At 59.3% G+C, this 15,500-nt stretch carries 17 protein-coding genes and 1 pseudogene; 8 read left to right on the top strand and 10 right to left on the bottom strand.

Translation table 11 applies throughout. From position 1 onward, the window contains the following. The first annotated feature begins 137 nt into the window (after positions 1–137). Together PSH97_RS13505 and PSH97_RS13500 are read left to right on the top strand one after the other, a co-directional pair. On the top strand, positions 138–320 hold the full coding sequence (locus PSH97_RS13505; RefSeq protein WP_030130313.1) for a DUF6026 family protein: 183 nt from the start codon (positions 138–140) through the stop codon (positions 318–320). Positions 321–516: 196 nt separating this feature from the next. Continuing rightward, complete coding sequence (locus PSH97_RS13500) at positions 517–2,262, top strand: phosphoethanolamine transferase CptA (RefSeq protein WP_305449611.1); 1,746 nt, start codon at positions 517–519, stop codon at positions 2,260–2,262. Between the two features lie 100 nt (positions 2,263–2,362). On the opposite strand, the gene PSH97_RS13495 is transcribed toward PSH97_RS13500, so the two are convergent. From PSH97_RS13495 to speB, 6 genes are all read right to left on the bottom strand, one after another. Further along, positions 2,363–2,854, bottom strand: a complete 492-nt coding sequence (locus tag PSH97_RS13495) for a GNAT family N-acetyltransferase (protein WP_305449610.1) — start codon at positions 2,852–2,854, stop codon at positions 2,363–2,365. A gap of 116 nt (positions 2,855–2,970) precedes the next feature. Beyond that, positions 2,971–3,552, bottom strand: coding sequence for a DinB family protein (locus PSH97_RS13490; protein ID WP_305449609.1), 582 nt, complete (start codon positions 3,550–3,552; stop codon positions 2,971–2,973). Positions 3,553–3,570: 18 nt separating this feature from the next. Further along, positions 3,571–4,689 carry a cell division protein ZapE gene (gene zapE / locus PSH97_RS13485; RefSeq protein WP_305449608.1) on the bottom strand — a complete coding sequence of 373 codons (1,119 nt, stop codon included), beginning with the start codon at positions 4,687–4,689 and terminating at the stop codon, positions 3,571–3,573. Between the two features lie 200 nt (positions 4,690–4,889). Next, positions 4,890–5,231: a nuclear transport factor 2 family protein gene (locus tag PSH97_RS13480; protein WP_305449607.1), complete on the bottom strand. Its 342-nt coding sequence runs from the start codon at positions 5,229–5,231 to the stop codon at positions 4,890–4,892. A 52-nt stretch (positions 5,232–5,283) separates the two neighbouring features. Continuing rightward, positions 5,284–6,000, bottom strand: a complete 717-nt coding sequence (locus PSH97_RS13475) for a helix-turn-helix transcriptional regulator (RefSeq protein WP_007897371.1) — start codon at positions 5,998–6,000, stop codon at positions 5,284–5,286. Positions 6,001–6,138: 138 nt separating this feature from the next. Beyond that, positions 6,139–7,098, bottom strand: a complete 960-nt coding sequence (gene speB / locus PSH97_RS13470; protein WP_305449606.1) for an agmatinase — start codon at positions 7,096–7,098, stop codon at positions 6,139–6,141. Positions 7,099–7,401: 303 nt separating this feature from the next. Here speB and PSH97_RS13465 point away from each other — a divergent pair, with 303 nt between their 5' ends. From PSH97_RS13465 to PSH97_RS13455, 3 genes and pseudogenes are all read left to right on the top strand, one after another. After that, positions 7,402–8,295, top strand: a complete 894-nt coding sequence (locus tag PSH97_RS13465; RefSeq protein WP_305449605.1) for a LysR family transcriptional regulator — start codon at positions 7,402–7,404, stop codon at positions 8,293–8,295. 33 nt (positions 8,296–8,328) lie between these two features. Continuing rightward, a pseudogene (locus tag PSH97_RS13460) lies at positions 8,329–8,589 on the top strand (xanthine permease XanP); the annotation flags it as partial. Between the two features lie 55 nt (positions 8,590–8,644). Beyond that, a complete protein-coding gene (locus PSH97_RS13455; protein ID WP_305449604.1) occupies positions 8,645–9,112 on the top strand; it encodes an LEA type 2 family protein in 468 nt (155 codons plus the stop codon). A 242-nt stretch (positions 9,113–9,354) separates the two neighbouring features. Here PSH97_RS13455 and PSH97_RS13450 read toward each other — a convergent pair whose 3' ends face one another. Then, the gene (locus tag PSH97_RS13450) at positions 9,355–10,917 is read right to left on the bottom strand and encodes an alkaline phosphatase D family protein (protein WP_305449603.1); all 1,563 of its coding nucleotides are present in this window, start codon (positions 10,915–10,917) and stop codon (positions 9,355–9,357) included. A 103-nt stretch (positions 10,918–11,020) separates the two neighbouring features. Between PSH97_RS13450 and PSH97_RS13445 the strand changes: the two genes are divergently transcribed. Then, positions 11,021–11,566: a GNAT family N-acetyltransferase gene (locus PSH97_RS13445; RefSeq protein WP_305449602.1), complete on the top strand. Its 546-nt coding sequence runs from the start codon at positions 11,021–11,023 to the stop codon at positions 11,564–11,566. Here PSH97_RS13445 and PSH97_RS13440 read toward each other — a convergent pair. Further along, a complete protein-coding gene (locus PSH97_RS13440) occupies positions 11,559–12,479 on the bottom strand; it encodes a carbon-nitrogen hydrolase family protein (protein ID WP_305449601.1) in 921 nt (306 codons plus the stop codon). The genes PSH97_RS13445 and PSH97_RS13440 overlap by 8 nt on opposite strands. Positions 12,480–12,564: 85 nt before the next feature. Between PSH97_RS13440 and PSH97_RS13435 the strand changes: the two genes are divergently transcribed. After that, positions 12,565–13,479 (top strand): LysR family transcriptional regulator, encoded by a 915-nt coding sequence (locus PSH97_RS13435; protein WP_305449600.1) that lies wholly within the window; start codon positions 12,565–12,567, stop codon positions 13,477–13,479. A gap of 5 nt (positions 13,480–13,484) precedes the next feature. Here the strand turns inward: PSH97_RS13435 and PSH97_RS13430 are convergent, their stop codons facing one another. Next, the gene (locus PSH97_RS13430; RefSeq protein ID WP_305449599.1) at positions 13,485–13,736 is read right to left on the bottom strand and encodes a hypothetical protein; all 252 of its coding nucleotides are present in this window, start codon (positions 13,734–13,736) and stop codon (positions 13,485–13,487) included. A 166-nt stretch (positions 13,737–13,902) separates the two neighbouring features. Between PSH97_RS13430 and PSH97_RS13425 the strand changes: the two genes are divergently transcribed. Further along, positions 13,903–14,220: a DUF883 family protein gene (locus tag PSH97_RS13425; protein ID WP_305449598.1), complete on the top strand. Its 318-nt coding sequence runs from the start codon at positions 13,903–13,905 to the stop codon at positions 14,218–14,220. 67 nt (positions 14,221–14,287) lie between these two features. Here PSH97_RS13425 and PSH97_RS13420 read toward each other — a convergent pair whose 3' ends face one another. Then, positions 14,288–15,328, bottom strand: coding sequence for an Ldh family oxidoreductase (locus PSH97_RS13420; RefSeq protein ID WP_305449597.1), 1,041 nt, complete (start codon positions 15,326–15,328; stop codon positions 14,288–14,290). Between the last annotated feature and the right edge of the window lie 172 nt (positions 15,329–15,500).

The following is a 15,500-nucleotide window of genomic DNA, read 5'->3' as shown; positions in this document are numbered from 1 at the left end:
GCCGAAGACACAACGACCATGAAAAATAAAAAAGTTCCCTTCAAGGGCAAAAGAAATCAAAATTGGCGCCGATAGTAAGTGAGCACCCGATTTCGGGAGCGAATTTACAGTTGAGACAGCCATTTGCGAGGTGAGCAATGGGCACCGTACACACAGCACTGCCAGCACAAACCCTTTACGTCACGATCCGTCGCGATGAACTGCGCCAGTTGAAAGACGAGCGTGACCAGTTGAAGCGGGAAGTCGCGCAATTGCGCCTGCTGACCCAAGGCAATCAAGCTCAGCCCTTGCCTGTCACCCAACGCGTTCCCCACGCCTGACCCCTCGCTTGAATCGGAAGCAGCCGCTGCTGTTTCCGATCCGCTGTAACCTGCCAGCTGCAACAACTCACAAAGTTTTCACACCTCCTTGTCGATACTCCGGCCCATTGTGGCCGCTCGGTATCCGCGCGGCGTCCGTTCGTCTGCGACAGGGAGTGTGCCGACGGCCGAAGTAATTATCAGGCTGGAGTGGTGAATGGCTTTGTTTAAACGCAGCAAAACGTCTGCGAAAGGTTTTGATTGGACAGGATTTCTCTGGTTATTTCTGTTCTTCTGGTATTTTTCCGGCATTACCCAACTGTTGATTCAGCTGACGGGCACCTCCGGTTTTACCGGGTTCCGCCAGGCCTTTGTGATGAGCGCCATCTGGCTAGCGCCGATGCTGCTGTTCCCTAGGCAAACACGTTTAATGGCCGCGCTGATCGGCGTGGTGCTGTGGGCCTGTTCGATGGCCAGCCTCGGTTATTTCTTCATCTATCAGCAGGAGTTTTCCCAGAGCGTCATCTTCATCATGTTCGAATCGAACGTGTCTGAAGCCGGCGAATACATGACCCAGTATTTTGCCTGGTGGATGGTGGCGGCGTTCCTCGCCCATACCGCGTTCGCGTATTTCCTCTGGACCCGCTTGCGTCCGGTGTACCTGCCACGTGGCCAGGCGCTGGTCGCGGCGACGGCGATTCTGTTGGCGGTGGTCGGTTACCCGATGATCAAGCAGACGTTGCGCACCGGCAGCCTGGCCGGCGGCTTCGAGAAATTCGAAACCCGCATCGAGCCCGCAGTGCCGTGGCAGATGGCCGTGGCCTATCACCGTTACCTCGATACTCTCGCCGGCATGCAAGACATGCTCGATAGCGCCAGCAAAATTGCCCCGCTCAAGAACCTCTCCGATTCAATGGCCAATCAGCCGGCGACCCTGGTGCTGGTGATCGGCGAGTCCACCAACCGTCAGCGCATGAGCCTGTACGGCTACCCTCGGGAAACCACCCCGGAACTGGACAAGCTCAAGGATCAACTGGCGGTTTTCGACAACGTCATTACCCCACGCCCCTACACCATCGAAGCGTTGCAGCAGGTACTGACGTTCGCCGACGAAGAAAACCCCGACCTCTACCTGTCCACACCGTCGGTGGTCAGCATGATGAAACAGGCCGGTTACAAGACCTTCTGGATCACCAACCAGCAGACCATGACCAAGCGCAACACCATGCTCACGACCTTCTCCGAGCAGGCCGACGAGCAGGTGTACCTGAACAACAATCGCAACCAGAACGCAGCCCAGTACGATGGCGACGTGATCGAGCCGTTCAACAAAGCTTTGGCTGACGCGGCGCCACGTAAGCTGATCGTCGTGCATTTGCTCGGCACACACATGAGCTATCAGTACCGCTACCCGCCGACCTTCAACAAATTCACTGACCGCAAAGGCGTTCCAGACGGCGTGCGTGACGATCAGGTGCCGACGTACAACAGCTATGACAATGCCGTGCTGTACAACGACTTCGTAGTGTCTAGCCTGATCAAGGACTACGCCAAGTCTGATCCGAACGGCTTCCTGCTGTACCTCTCCGACCATGGCGAAGACGTCTTCGACTCCGTCGGCCATAAAACCCTGGGCCGCAACGAGAGCAAACCGACGGCGCCGATGTACACCATCCCGTTCATGGCCTGGGCTTCACCCAAATGGCGTGAGACCCATGACTGGAGTTTTGCCGGCGATCTGAGCCGGCCGTACAGCAGTTCTCAGCTGATTCACACCTGGGCGGATCTGGCAGGCCTGAGTTTCGATGAACTGGATCGCAGCAAAAGCCTGGTCAGCGACAGCTTCAAGCCTCGGCCATTGATGATCGGCAACCCTTATGAGCGTCAGCAGCGGCCGTTGATCGACTTCAGCCTGATGAAACCCAAGGGCGCGCCTATCACTCCGGCAGTCGTTCAGCAGTAATTCTTTTGTAGCAGCCAGGCTTGCCGGCGAAGGCGCACTTAAGGACGCCTTCGCCGGCAAGCCTGGCTCCTATAAAAAAGCGGTTCATCAGGACTGCGGACTAAAGCGCCTTGGTCCAGAACAGCATCCGGCCATGCGCCGGGTCGAACATGCCTGGGGAAAAGCCGAATTTGTCATAGGACGCCTGAGCCACCGCGTTGCCTTCCAGTACTTCCAGGGTGATTTTGCAGCAACCGCGCTGGCGTGCGATGTCCTCGACTTTGTGCAGCATCTTCTGACTCAGCCCCAACCCGCGAAACTTCGACACCACTGCTACGTCATGCACGTTGACCAGTGGCCGGCAGGCAAAGGTCGAAAAACCTTCGAAGCAATTCACCAACCCTGCCGGCTCGCCGCCGACAAACGCCAGTACGCTAAAGGCATGGGGACGTTTGGCCAGCTCCCCGGGCAGTTGTTGCAGCCTGTCGGCGGGTAACGGGTGACCGACGCCCATCGGGTCTTCGGCGTAGTGGTTCAATACAAGACAAATCGCCTCGGCGTGCACCGGGTTGGTGTAGCTGGCCTGAAGCACAAGAATTTCTGCGGATTCCATTTCCACCCTCAATCACACAAGTTGCCCCAGTTCGCCTCTTGCGCACTGAAAGGTCCAGCGACCTTATCGCGAGTGCCGGGGTGCCGACAACCGGATCCTGTTGTGATCGTTCCCTCTCAAACGCCCCAGATCATTGCCTCGGTCCATCCCAACTCGGCAAAATCCTCGGCCCTCAACGCCGACTCTCCGGCACAGAAAAATTCGTCCAGTTGCGGTGGCGTGACCGAGGTACCACTGAGCATCGCGTGAACCTGCCCGCGATGATGAATCTGATGCTCGAACAAATGGGACAACATGCGCAAACGGCTGTCATGTTGCGGGATGTCGCGCGCGATGGTCACGATCCGTCCGAGGTCTGCGTCGCGCAATTGCTCGCAATAGGCGATCAGTCGCCGGTCCACCAAGGCTTGCTCGCGCTTGAGATTGGCGCCGTGGGTGAATGGCTCGTCTTCGTTGAAAAACACGTAGCAATCGGGATGCGGTTCGTCGCCGCGCAACTCCCGCTCCAGGGCATCCACATAAAACCAGTCACAGGTCAGGATGTGATTCAGGGTCGCGCAGAGGCTGGGAAAGAAACTGACTCGCGGCGCCGCCAGCTCGGCCGGGCTTAGCTGAAGCCAGGCCTTGGCCAGTCGGTGATTGGCCCAGGCGTTCTGATAGGCCATGGTCAGCAAATGGTGGGACAAGGGCTGATTCATGTTCGCTCCTCCCGGATATCAAGCCTCGGCGAAACGTTTGAGCTGCATTTCCTGCAGACGACTAAGGGTGCGGCGAAACGGAAATTCCAGATAGCCCTCGGTGTACAACGCCTCCATCGGCACCTGCGCTTCGAGGTACAGCGGCACCTTGCGGTCGTAGCATTCGTCCACCAGGGCGATGAATCGGCGCACACCGTCGTCATGCACCGACAACTGCGGCAACTGGCGATCCCCCGCCGCCACCCGCTCGACACCGTCTTCAGTGCCGCGGGCGATGCGCCCTTCGCGTTTTTGCGCGCTGAGGTTGGGTACGTCGCTCAATAGAATAGCGCTGAAGGTGTCGCACAGGGCCATGAAGTCCATGGCGGCAAACGGCTGCTCGCAGAGCTCCGCGTAACGACACCAGAGCACGGTTTGACTGGCCTGCATCACATGGATCGAACGGTAACCGACTTTGACCGGATCGCTGGACAGCGACTGGCCGACGGTCAAGGCTTTGAACACCTCGTTCAGTGCGCCGGACTGACCCGGTACGTTCACCCAGTAGCGCTGCAGACCGGCGCCAGGGTGCAGGCGATGGTCTTCCCCGCCATCCACCGCAATCACCTGCATGTGCTGCTTGATTGCGGTAATGGCCGGCACGAACCGGTCACGGTTGAAGCCATCCGCGTACAGCTGATCCGGCGGCTGATTGGAGGTGCAGACCACCACCACGCCCTGCTCGAACATCACCTGAAACAAACGTCCGAGAATGATGGCGTCACCGATGTCGTTGACGAACAGTTCATCGAAACACAGCACCCGCACTTCCTGGCTCAGTTCGCGGGCCAACGCTTTCAACGGGTCGGCAGTGCCAGTCAATTGAAAGGAGCGCTGATGCACCCAGCCCATGAAATGATGAAAGTGCTGACGTCGGGCCGGAACGCGCAGGTTTTGGTAGAACTGATCCATCAACCAGGTCTTGCCCCGCCCGACCGGGCCCCAGAGGTACACACCGGTGACGGGCGTGCGGCCTTCATGCAAAGCTTCGTGGCATTTTTGCAGCGCCCACACGGCGTGTTCCTGGGCTTCGTCCTGGACGAAGCCCTTCTGTTCGATGGCGTGTTGCCAGGCGCTTAAGGGAGAGTCGACATTCATGCGCGGCAGTATACGTCTCTATAGCGGCTCGCCAAGCCTGGCCAGTAGCAGCTGCCGAGCCTGCGAGGCTGCGTTCGGCGGCGAAGCCGTCGTACAATCAGTGATTGCGGTGTGTCAGGCAGACCGCACCGCCGGATTCACGACTGCTCCGCAGCCGAACGCAGCCTCGCAGGCTCGACAGCTGCTACATAGGCCGGTGGTTACAGCGAGATATCCAGCCGGGCGATCTTGCCCTGCTCATTGAGTCGGAACATGTAGCGCAGTTCCAGCGGGCTGCCGGGAAAGGTGCCGGAGATCAGGTTGTGCACCAGCACTTTGCCGGTGCGCAGCTGAACGTCGAGCACCTCGACCCGGGGCTGGTAACGTTGTGCGGTGTCTTGCATCCATTGGGCGATGGCTTGTGTGCCGACCTGATGCTGCCCCTCATCGAACACGTTGGCATCCTCAGCGAAAAAACTGGCAACCCTCGACGTGTCGCGAGCATTGGCGGCAGCAATGTAGGCGGCGATGGCGGGGGCCAGTGAAGTGGCTGGATTGGACATGTTTACGGCTCCTTGTGAGTTGATTCTGGAGCCATGCTAAAACAAGCCTGCGTCAGTTCTTGTCAGGAGTGAAACGCCCTGCTTCGTCCAGCTGCATCTGCTTGCGCCAGGTGCGCAACAGGTCGCTGCGCCGCCCCGGATAGCGTTCGCCCTGCTCGCTGGCGGCCGAAATCCGGTCGGTGCGAAAGGTGCGATAGGCACTGCGCAATTCACACCAGGCGACGATGATCCTTACCTCATTGAGAAAACCCAGGGCCAGTGGCCAGATCAGCCGCTGACTCGGCACCTGATTGGCGTCCGCGTAATCGATGTGCAGCTTGGCCTGATCGCGGATCGCTTGGCGAAACACATTCAAGGGCACGGCATTTTGCGGATAGCCATAACCCGGTGGGCCCGGCAGCACCGTCGGGTTGCGCAAGGCCTCCTGGGCGGCGGGGTCGAGTACCGCGGCGATTTTTGCCAGAGCATCGGCCGCGGCTTTGCCCAAGACCTCATCGCCACGCTGATCCACATAACGCAACCCGAGCACGATGGCTTCGGTCTCATCGGCATTGAGCATCAAGGGCGGCAGAAACAGGCCGCTGCGCAACACATAGCCGATCCCCGCCTCGCCGAAAATCGGCGCGCCGAGCGCGGTAAGTTCAGCGATGTCGCGATACAGCGTGCGTTCGGAAATCTCCAGCTCGCTGGCCAATGTCGCGGCAGTCACCGGACGACTTTTGCCCCGCAGCACTTGTAACAAAGTCAGTAAACGGCTGGTTCGCGACACGATCGGCAGGCTCTTTCCTGAAAAGTCGTCGGAGCTTAGCAGAGGCTGTTGTCAGAAACTGGCAGTAGCGATTGGTCGCCTGAAAAGCTTCGCGGGCAAGCCTCGCGAAGGCGTCATAACAAGCACCGCAAATCAAAATTACCGACCGACCTTATGCCTGGCCGCATACAAACACAGCATCTCCATGGCCAATGTCGCCGCTGCCAGTGAGGTAATGTCCGCGCTGTCATAGGCCGGTGCCACTTCCACCACGTCCATCCCCACCAGGTTGATCCCGCGCAACCCGCCGAGAATTTCCAGCGCCTGCACCGTGCTCAAGCCGCCGCACACCGGCGTTCCGGTGCCCGGCGCAAAGGCCGGGTCGAGGCAGTCGATGTCAAAGGTCAGATACACCGGGTGATCACCGACCCTCGCACGAATCGTCTCGACGATCGCCTCACACCCTTGCCGATGCACCTGTCGCGTATCCAGCACTTGAAACCCCTGATGATCATCATTGGTGGTGCGTAATCCAATCTGTACCGAGCGCGACGGATCCACCAACCCTTCTTTGGCCGCATGCCAGAACATCGTGCCGTGGTCGACGCGCTTGCCCTCCTCATCCGGCCAGGTGTCGCTATGGGCGTCGAAGTGAATCAATGACAACCGGCCATGCTGGCGGGCATGGGCCTTGAGCAGCGGATAACTGATGAAGTGATCGCCGCCAAATGTCAGCATCGCGCAACCGCCGTTCAGGATGTGCTCGGCATGAGCTTCGATGCTGTCCGGCACCGACTGCGGCGTGCCGTAATCGAAGGCGCAATCGCCATAGTCGATCACCGCCAAGTGATCGAACGGGTCGAACGTCCACGGCCAGTGGCGTTCCCAGGCGATCCCGGTGGATGCGGCCCGAATGCCACGCGGTCCGAAACGCGCGCCGGGGCGGTTACTGGTGGCGGTATCAAACGGCACGCCACTGACCACCACGTCGACACCGCGCAAGTCACGGCTGTAGCGACGGCGCATGAAACTGGTGATACCGGCGTAGGTGCTTTCGGCGGCAGTCCCGTAAAGACTGTCGCGGGTCATGGCCTGATCGTTCTGTGCAGGGACGTCCATGGATGTGTTCCTTATTGTTGGCTTATTGACGGCTACGGAAAGTGGTCCACAGACGGGTGCGCTGACGCATGTCCTTGAGGCTCATGCTGCGGTCGGCATACAACCGCGCACCTCGCTCTGCGGGTGGTCTCGGGCGCCACGTAATCGGCCCAACTGTAGAGATTGAGGACTTTTTCCTACACAGCTTGAAGAGCGGAGCCATGACGAACACCTGACCGGGGGAAGTGGTTGCAGAATGCGTGGTCAGTTACATTGGAAAAATACCAAGTTAGTTATCCTGACTTTATTACGGAGTAATGTTTGATGCTCGGCCAACTCCACGATCTGGACCTACAGTTGCTGCGCCTGTTTGTCAGCGTGGTGGAATGCGGTGGCTTCAGCGCGGCTCAGGGTGAATTGGGGCTGAGCCAATCGAGCATCAGCCAGCAAATGGCCAGGCTCGAAACCCGGCTCGGTTATCGCCTGTGCAGTCGCGGTAAGGGCGGGTTCAAAATCACGCCCAAGGGCGAGCAACTGCTCCTTGCCATTCGCGCCTTGTTCGAATCGATTGAAGCGTTCCGTCATCAATCCAACGGCGTGGCCGGACGCTTGATCGGCGAAGTGCGCCTGGGCTTGTCCGAAGCGCTGGATCAATCAGTGCTGCAACGGGTCGCCGAGGCGATCCGGCGCTTTCGCGAACGGGACGAATCGGTACGTATCGAGTTGATCAGCGCCATGCCCGGCGAGATGGAACGGCTGTTGCTGCAACAACGGCTGGACCTGGCGATCGGTTATTTCTCACAGGCGCAGAGCGCTTTTGACTACCGCGAACTGTTCACTGAAACCCAGCACCTGTATTGCGCCCCGGGGCATCCGCTGTTCACCGATGGGGCGCCTGACGATCAAGCGCTTCAGGCCTGCGACCGGGTCGATCACCCCTACCGCTTCCTGCGCAGCGACGAGCCGTTTCAGGGGAAGATGTGTTCGGCGCGTTCCGAACAGGTCGAAGGCACCCTCGCCTTCATTCTTTCCGGCAAGCACGTTGGCTACCTGCCCGATCACTTCGCCCGCAGCTGGGAAGACAAAGGGTTGCTGCGCGCCGTGCGCCAGGGCGATATGAGTTTCGAGGTAGCGTTCCACCTGGCGCGCCATCGGGCTCAGGTGCCGGGGGATGCGCAAAAAGCCTTTGAAGAGGACTTGCTCGCGGCGTTCGCTTGAAGAGCAAGTGGGCAAGCCTCGCTCCTACAGTATTTGGGCCTGGGCGTCGCGGCGGTGCCTGAAGTGTTGCGCGAGTTGCCGAAGGCGCTGCACAACATCTTCGAATCACCGATCACTGTCGGTGCGTTGTGCGCTATCGTGCTGAATATCTTCCTGCCCGAAGAATTCATCGAGCTGGAAGAAGACGAGTTCGATCCGGAAGCCTCGGTGCTTCAAGTGATGCAGAACCCGGATGTTGCGGCCAAGGGTGAACCCGTGCCTCCCGTGGTTGTCGCACAGTTGAACCGTCCGTAATGCTCGAAGGCCGAGCCATGCACGGTTCGGCCTTTTACTTTACGAGAGCCTGTCCATGCGCAGATTAATTGCCCTGTCCCTCCTGCTGCTCTCTCTCAGTGCATGTGCCCTGTTCCCCAGTCGCGACCCGCTGAACATCAACGTGGTCGGTATCGAGCCGCTGCCAAGCCAGGAACTGGAAGTGCGTTTTGCGGTAAAACTGCGCGTGCAAAACCCCAATGAAACGGCAATCGACTACAACGGCGTGGCGCTGAATCTGGAAGTGAATGGCCGACAACTTGCCTCCGGCGTCAGCGACCAATCGGGCTCGATCCCCCGTTTCTCCGAAGCGGTGGTAGTGGTGCCGGTGAGCATTTCGGCGTTCACCGTGCTGCGTCAGACCCTCGGCCTGAGTCAGACACAAACACTGGATAATCTGCCGTACGTGCTTCGGGGCAAATTGGCTGGTGGCGCGTTCGGCACTATGCGTTTTGTCGATCGCGGCAAACTCAGCCTGCCGGGTGCGACCAACGCCACCTGGTAACGCAATGCTGGTCAATTAAGGCCGTAATGCGATCTGTAGCAGCTGTCGAGCTCGCGAGGCTGCGTTCGGCTGCGCAGCAGTCGTGAACCGGCAGTTGTGGTGTATCTGACACACCACATTGTTTTATTTGACGACTGCTGCGCAGCCGAACGCAGCCTCGCGAGCTCGGCAGCTGCTACAAGGAATGCGTCACGCACAAGGAATGCGTCGCGGCTGAAAGTGCTTAAGTGAACCGCATTACGCTAGGTAACGGGGTCGATCACCTGCGTCACACAATGCCTGAGACCTTCTACATGCCAGTTGGCCCACAGTCGGGTTTTGCCTTTACTGCCTTCATCTGGCTCTATCGCCAGCCAGTTTCGAGCGGCGATCAGGTAACGCCCCCTTGGGCCGATGGGCAACATGGTTCCGCTGATACCGTAGTCGATCTGTTCCTGGCTCCCACCGATGGACTCCAGAAAGTGCACCGCCAGTACCGGTGGTGAAGGATGGACGACGCCCGTGGAAATCAATTGATAGATTTTCCCTGCACCATCGCCGCCATGGCGGGGCAGCTTCGATTCGATCACACAGACCCCGGCCACATGAACATCACCGGATACCAGAGTTACCTTGCAGGATTGGGCATGGGCGAAGTCCAGCAGCCGCATGATCAGCCGCTTGCGTTCGTCCCGGTGGGGCTGGCTTCGCCAGTGGTCGCGCAAATCATCTTCGAGCTCCTGTTGCCCCGAAATCAGGTCCAACGTCTTCTCGGCCGCCTGCAAATCAAGATAACCCACAGGAATACTCGACATCAGCAGCAGGTGCTTATGCCCCTTGACCTTGCCCAGCCAGGCATAAATCGCATCCCAACTGACGGGCGAAATGACCCGGGTTCTTTGAGCCCGTGGTGCCGTCAGGTCTGGCGCACGTTCGCTGCGCAGATCGGGAACCAGCAAGGCCAGCTCGCCCAGGCCGGTGAAGCCCAGGTGAAAGCCGTCAGCGGTCTCGGGAATCGCGCAGGGATGAACGTCAGCGGACGGTTTGAGGTGAGGATGAGTCTGGATCAGTTGCTGCTGGAAAATCCTGAAATAGCGTTTGGCCATGGCAAACAGCCCCTGAAACACCGGACTCGAATGCAGTATCTCGTCGTAGGAGCCCCAGCCATCGATGATGTCATGGTCATCCCACATCATCACCGTCGGGATGACGCTGAACACTTTCGCCACCTCAGGCTGTTTCCAGCGTTCCAGGTAGAGCCGGGTGAAAAACCTATCCAGATCGGCTTCGATCACCTTGCTGTAGACCGCCTTTTTACGGTCGGCGAAGGGTTTGGCGAACCATGTTTTCATGGACGACACATTGCTGCGCATGTCGTCGCTGTAAACCTGATCGCCCCCCATCAACAGCAGGTGATAAGGCTCGCCTTGATGAGCGCCCCACATGTGCTCCCAGCGCTCGTTGTTGCGGTCGACCTTCTCCATGTCCCTGGGGTTGGAAAATCCGTTGCACGACACATACGCGATGCGCGGCGTCTGACCCTCGGCAGGAACGACGAAATTGGTCTCCGTACCCTCTATCTTGATCGTGTAGGTAGTGGCAACGCTCTGGTCTTGCACCGCTTTGAAATCGATGCGCCAGACGCGGTACTGAGGTTTGAGCAACGGGATATCGGCGGTGGCCAACGGTTTGCCGGCGGTGACACCGCTGGGTACTTTTACGCTGGGCGATAACCCGCCTAAAGGTAAAACCACTAGAGCAGACACGTTATAGGCATTACTGTTGATACCACGAAATTGCAGAATCGGGCCTAGTAACAAACTCATGGGTAGTCCATCCATTGACAGGGGTGTGAACGCCTAAAGATTAGACGACAATCGACGCTGCGCATGAAGCGCATCGCCCGCCCGTACAAGGAAGTCGCCCACGATGCACCCTGCTCCAACGCTCTACACCGAACGACTGATTTTGCGCCCACTGGAACTGGCCGACGCCGAGGCCATCCAGCAACAATTCCCTCACTGGGACGTGGTGCGTTATCTGAATGTCCTGGTGCCGTGGCCTTATCCCGCCGATGGCGCGATGACTTATCTGCGTGATATTGCCCTGCCGGCGATGGCCCGTGGCGAAGAATGGCACTGGTCGATCCGCCTGAAGTCAGCGCCCGATCAACTGATTGGTAATGTCAGCCTGATGAATGAACAGGACAATAACCGCGGCTTCTGGCTGGCCCCGCAATGGCAAGGCCAGGGGTTGATGGGTGAAGCCAGTGCGGCGGTGACCGAGTACTGGTTCGAAACACTCGGCCGGCCGTTGCTGCGCGTGCCGAAAGCGGCGCCGAATATCGGCTCGCGCAAACTCTCGGAACGTACTGGCATGCGCTTGATACACACCGAAGAGGGCGACTTCGTCAGCGGGCGATTGCCGAAGGAACTGTGGGAAATCACCCGTGAAGAGTGGCTGCGCCTCAGATAAAACGCACGCCCGGTTTGGCCCGCTCATCCACCGTCAACTCAAACACGTCCGGGCGCGCATAGTGCCCGACCACGTCGTAGTCGTAACGGGCGCGGATCAGGTCATCGGTGTCGATTTCGGCGGTGAGCAAACCCGCCTCGTCGCGCAGCGGTCCGGCGAGAATGTCGCCCATGGGCCCGACAATCACGCTGCCGCCGGCAATCAACGGACGCTGCGCCGGCCAGTTGGCGATGTCCACGCCCAAAGCTTGCGGTGAGGCCTGGATCTGACAGGCACTGACCACAAAGCAGCGTCCTTCATGGGCGATGTGGCGCATGCTGACTTGCCACATTTCCCGCTCGTCCACGGTCGGCGCGCACCAGACTTCCACGCCTTTGGCGTACATCGCGGTGCGCAGCAGCGGCATCATGTTTTCCCAGCACACCACCGCGCCGATCCGCCCGACCTGGCTGTCGATCACCGGCAAGGTCGAGCCATCGCCCTTGCCCCAGATCAGTCGTTCGGTGCCGGTGGGCATCAGTTTGCGGTGCTTGGCGACCAGCCCGGCCTGCGGATCGAAATACAGCGCGGTGCAATATAAGGTGCTGCCCGCGCGCTCGATCACGCCGATCACCAGGTTGGCGCCAGTGCGCGAGGACAATCCGGCCAGGGCTTCTGTCTCGGCACCGGGCACGTCGATGGCGTTGTCGAAATACCGCGCAAACGCTTCCCGCCCCTCTGGCAGTCGATAGCCCAATTGCGTGCCGAAGCCCTCGCCTTTTGGGTACCCGCCGAGCAATGCCTCCGGCATGACCACCAGTGCCGCACCGGATTCGATAATGGCGGTTTCCCAGGAGAGGATTTGATCGAGGGTGTCGGCCTTGCCGCCGGGCAACGCGCCGATTTGCAGGGCAGCAACGATGGACTTGGGCATCGTGGTAACTCCGTCAGTAATGAGGTGTTGCTCATTCTCCGGCGCCACAGGATCATGAATAAAGCCCGACTCACTGCTGAATGATATGAACCAGATGAATATCGCTACCGTCGACCTCAATCTGCTCAAAGTCTTCGAAGCCCTGTATGAGGAATCCAGCGCCAGCCGTGCCGCACTGCGTCTGGGCGTGACGCAATCGGCGGTCAGCGCGGCGTTGCGCCGATTGCGAGAGGTGTATGGCGATCAGTTGTTTGTGCGCACCGGTCGAGGTCTTGCGCCGACGCTCCAGGCCAACCAGTTGAAACCGGTGGTCAGTGATGCGCTGAATAAATGCCGCCAGAGCCTGGCGATGGTCGATCCGGCTGCGCATCAATACGACGGGCGCTCGGTGACGGTGGGTTTGTCGGATGATTTCGAAATTGCCTACGGGCGACGATTGATTGAAGAAATCGCTGATCGCGCGCCGAAACTGCGATTGATCTTTCGCCAAACCCATAGCCAGATCGTCGCCCGGGCCTTGATGGAACGCAGCATCGATCTGGCGATCACGGCAGGCGGGTTTGCCGAGCGTTTACTCAGTCGTCAGGTGCTGGGGGAAGGCGATTATCTGTGCCTGGTCGACCCCCTCAGTCTGGCCGAGGGACAGGAAACTCTCAGCCTTGAAGCGTTCGTCGCCCGCGAGCACATTCTGGTGTCATCGGGTGGTTTTATCGGAATTACCGATGAAGGACTGGCGGCGTTGGGCCTGAGCCGGCGGGTATGCGCGTCGACCACGCACTTTGCCGCGTTACCGTATCTGCTCAAGGGCAGCCAGGCGGTGGCGACCATTCCAGCCCATGCCGCTCGAAGTATCGCCGCGCTCAGCGGACTGGCGCTGCTGCCCTGCCCTTTGGCGCTGCCACGCTATCCGATCGAACTGGGCTGGCGCACCAGCACGCAGCTCGATCCGGTGGTGTTGAAAGTGCGTGAGGCGATTATCGCGACCTTTTCCCAGCCGTAGGAGGCTTATTTAGCCGCCATCAAACGGTTGATTTCACTGCGCACCATGTTCGCGAATTCCGGGGGCGACATGCCGTCGAGTTCGGCGCGGACCCACTCGGCCCATTTGCCTTTGCGCTTGGCACGCTCACCGAACAGCCGTGCGGCTTCGCCCTTGGATTTACCCAGGTTGTTTTGCCAGAGTTCGAACAGACGGGATTTTTCATCTTCAAGCGCCGCGCGCTCGGCAAGGGGTTTGTCGGCCAGATTGAAGCTCATGGAAGATTACCTGCTGCGTAAAATAGGCGACATCTTACACTGTAGGAGGAAATGTCCTGCCCTGGATTTTTCTTCAGGGTGGAGTCGCCACGCAAAATGACTGCAACTTTTGCCCTGGCGCCAGACTCCATTGTTCACTGCCCATTTATCTTCAAGGAGTACTCTAATGGCCCGCAAAATCATCGATCAAGTCGCCGAGGATCAAATCAAGGATCAGGTCTTCAGCGAACTTCAGGCCCTGATCGAAGAGTCGGAAAAACTGCTCAAGAGCAGTGCTTCACTGGTCGGTGAAGAAGCAGACACCCTTCGTGGGCAAATCGCCCAGAAGCTACAGCAGGCCCGGGGCTCAGTCTCCAGTATGCGTGACCGCACCAGGCCCGCAGTCGAGGCCAGCGAGATCTACATTGGCGGTCATCCATGGCAAACCGTGGCCATCTCCGCCGGGTTCGGTTTGGTGGTGGGGCTGTTGTTGGGCCGGCGTTAAGCGGGAAACATTGGACCTGTACTTGTAGGAGCCGCACCGCTGGCTCCTACAAAAAACACCGCCCCTCTCAACGCCCTGCCAATTCCCGCAGATTTGCCAACGTCTGAGCATCGAGCGCAATGCCTTCGACCTTGGCTTTGGCGCGCTGTTGATGACGTCGATCGCCCGGTAACCGCTTAAGCCCTACACCGTGCATCTGCCGGACCAGTTCCTGACTGCGCTCGGCAAAATTCTGCCCTGCCGATTTACTCGGATCGATCACTATCAGCAGTTGACCTGTCCAGGGTGTTTTCGCCCCCGGATGGTTCGACCAGTCGAACTCGAAAGAGAAATTGCCTCCGGTCAACGCCGCCGCCAGCAACTCGACCATCATCGACAGCGCCGAGCCCTTGTGCCCGCCAAACGGCAGCAAGGCGCCACCCTCGAGGATCGCTTTGGGGTCCTGGGTTGGCTGGCCGAGGCTGTCCACACCCATCCCCGCCGGCAAACGCTCGCCTTTACGGGCAGCGATCTGTACGTCGCCATGGGCGATGGCGCTGGTCGCCAGGTCGAAGACGATCGGATCACCGTTGGCTCGGGGCGCGGCGAAGGCAATCGGGTTGGTCCCGAACAGTGGACGATCGGCACCGTGCGGCACCACGCAGGTCATGCTGTTGACCACGCTCAGCGCCACCAACCCTTCATCGGCAAACGGCTCGACGTCTGGCCACAAGGCGGCGAAATGGTGGGAATTACGGATGGCCAGCACCGCAATGCCGGCGCTGCGGGCTTTCTCCACCAACAATGATCGCGCCGCCGCGAGGGCCGGTTGGGCGAAACCATTACCGGCATCGACCCGGACAAAGCCCGAGGCCACGTCCTCGACCACCGGCACTGCCTGGCCATTGACCCAGCCGCTTTGCAGCGTCGACACATAACCGGGAATGCGAAAAACACCGTGACTGTGAGCCCCGTCACGCTCGGCACCGGCACAGTTGAGGGCCAGGGTTCTGGCGACATCGGCTGAGGTGCCGTGGCGCAGGAAAATCTGTTCGAGCAACGCCGTCAGCGCTTCGAAGGACAGGTTTTGCGAAACCGCAGTAGACACATGATCGTGTGGCGCAGACATCTGAAGCTCCAGAGTAATTATTGGAGGGGGCAACAGCATACGAAGACCAGCCGATTAACAACGCGCGGCGAGCGACCTGTCAACTTTTCAGTTGATTTCACGCATTCCGTATCGCGGGCTTCTGCTTTTTCAGGCTGGCACAATTACCGCCAGTCTGTGCGGTAACTATCTA

Origin of the sequence: Pseudomonas cucumis (assembly GCF_030687935.1) — a bacterium.
GTDB lineage: Bacteria > Pseudomonadota > Gammaproteobacteria > Pseudomonadales > Pseudomonadaceae > Aquipseudomonas > Aquipseudomonas cucumis.
The sequence above is the reverse complement of the archived record's forward strand: the minus strand, read 5'-3'. Positions and strand labels throughout refer to the sequence as shown.